Source organism: Nitrosophilus sp. (assembly GCF_982775275.1).
Genome location: NZ_CEXZHP010000248.1, coordinates 1 through 1,933 on the forward strand (window position 1 = coordinate 1; position 1,933 = coordinate 1,933).

Below are 1,933 nucleotides of genomic sequence, written 5' to 3' on the forward strand. Positions count from 1 at the left end.
GATTGCCATACCGGGTATAACAGATAAATATGCAATAAAAATCGGCATATCATATACAACCGATGCATTAAGTTTTCCAATAACAGTATGCCCCGTTGCAGGATGATACCAAAAAATAAATTTATCAACCCATGCTCCAAGATTGTATGTTAACCCGGCAATACCAAGTGTTGCATAGAAATTGGGCTCAAGAAAAAAATCTATTTTTAAAAAAATATCAGAACCGTAACTTTTAATAATAAAACTCATCAAAAAAATAAACAAAACGGCATTGCCAAGAAAGTAAATAAAAATCAACATCTCTATACTTGTACCAAAAAAATAGGAGAATACAACAATCCCTACATAAGAGATAAGATACGCCCAGACAACACCCTTGTAGTATTTTAGGCTTGCTGCCAAAATACTTGAAATCCATACACCACATAAAATTAAAAAAGTTGCAATCACCCCTATAATAAAAAATATACTCTGCCCCTCAAAAACCCAAAAATAAAGGGGAACAACAAAAGGAAGTCCAAGCGCCCATGCAAGAAAAATTGCACCAAAATAGGATGGAAGTATCTCTTTTTCTCTTTTTTTAAAAATCAAATCCGCTATATAACGCGTAAAGGGCAACTGTAAAACACCTGTAACAATTAAACTCGATGCTAAAGCAATCGCATAGGTAACTACAACCTGAAAACGAAAGGCATCGCTCACCTCACCCATATTGGCAAGGTTAATAAAACCAACAAGCAAAATAGCAACAATGGAGATAACCCATGGACCTGAACTCAATATTGCAGAATATCCATAAACTTTTGTAAAAGAGAGGATTCTGTCCTCTTTTAAAATTTTTCGCAGTTCAAACCCTATACCCGCCATGATAACTCCTTTGGATGCAGAGTTGTCGTAAACTCTTTAATAGGAAACATTCTCTTAAAGCGTTTCACAAACGGCACTTCATTATGATCATAATAGGGAAATACACACTTCATATATTCATCCCATGTTTGATACATTGCATCAGTATAGATACCTTTATAATCTGCTAAAAAGCTTTCTTGTCTATAAAAAGTTTCTACCCTTTTTAATCCCGCTTTCTGTGCTCTTTTCCATTCACCCGTTTCAAAACGAAGAAGCTTAACATACTCCTTTGCCAATGCACCCGGATTTGCTATACCTGTTACGGCTCCTGCTTTTCCTATGGCGATATCCTCCTCATTGATACCACCCTCTATAAGGTCTCGACAACTTCCCACATCAGTTGCCACACAAGGGACACCTGCTGCAAACCCTTCAAGAACAACCAAAGGCATCCCTTCACTAATGGATGAGAGTGTCTGAAGTGCAGATTTTGGGAGTATCTCTTTAATATTACTAAAACCAAAAAATTTAATTTTATCACTATGGTTGATAAGTTCCTCTTGAGACAAAAGAGCATGATTTCCTTCAAACTCCTGCTTTTTCTCTTTTAAGCCCAACGAAACAGCCATCTGCTGGCACTCATTGAAATACTCCAAATCTTCATCAACAGGTCCCACAATCCAACCCTCTATATCTGGATTATCCTGCAAGGCAATCTTTATAGCCCGTATAAATGTTTTGATATCTTTAATGGGAACCACACGCCCAATAAGTGTCACTACAGGCTTTGGCGTAGAATCACGATAGTGCATCGTTGCCTTTAAACCATCAACATCAACACCGTTTGGAATAACAAAACATCTGTTTTCATCTGCACCGTAACTGATTTGGATTTTTCTTGCTCCGCTAAAGAGGGAAAGAACCAAATTGGAACGGTTGTAACAAAAAACTCCTATCTTCTCAAAAAAATCTATCCACATCTTTTTAATATAGTTGTACTCTTCAGGTTGTTGGAGAAGTTCTGGTTTTTTATACTCAATCCAATCGGCAGAGAGCATATCAATCTTTCTCTCTCTTGTATAAA

General features: G+C 36.8%; 2 protein-coding genes. Both read right to left on the reverse strand.

The annotated features are described in order from the left end of the window. The coding region (gene pelG, locus AC30RD_RS08870; protein WP_489494153.1) for an exopolysaccharide Pel transporter PelG at positions 1 to 867 on the reverse strand (867 nt) is incomplete at its 3' end. Then, positions 855 to 1,933 (reverse strand): GT4 family glycosyltransferase PelF (pelF, locus tag AC30RD_RS08875; protein WP_489494155.1); only part of this gene is annotated, 1,079 nt, incomplete at its 5' end. The genes pelG and pelF, both read right to left, overlap by 13 nt.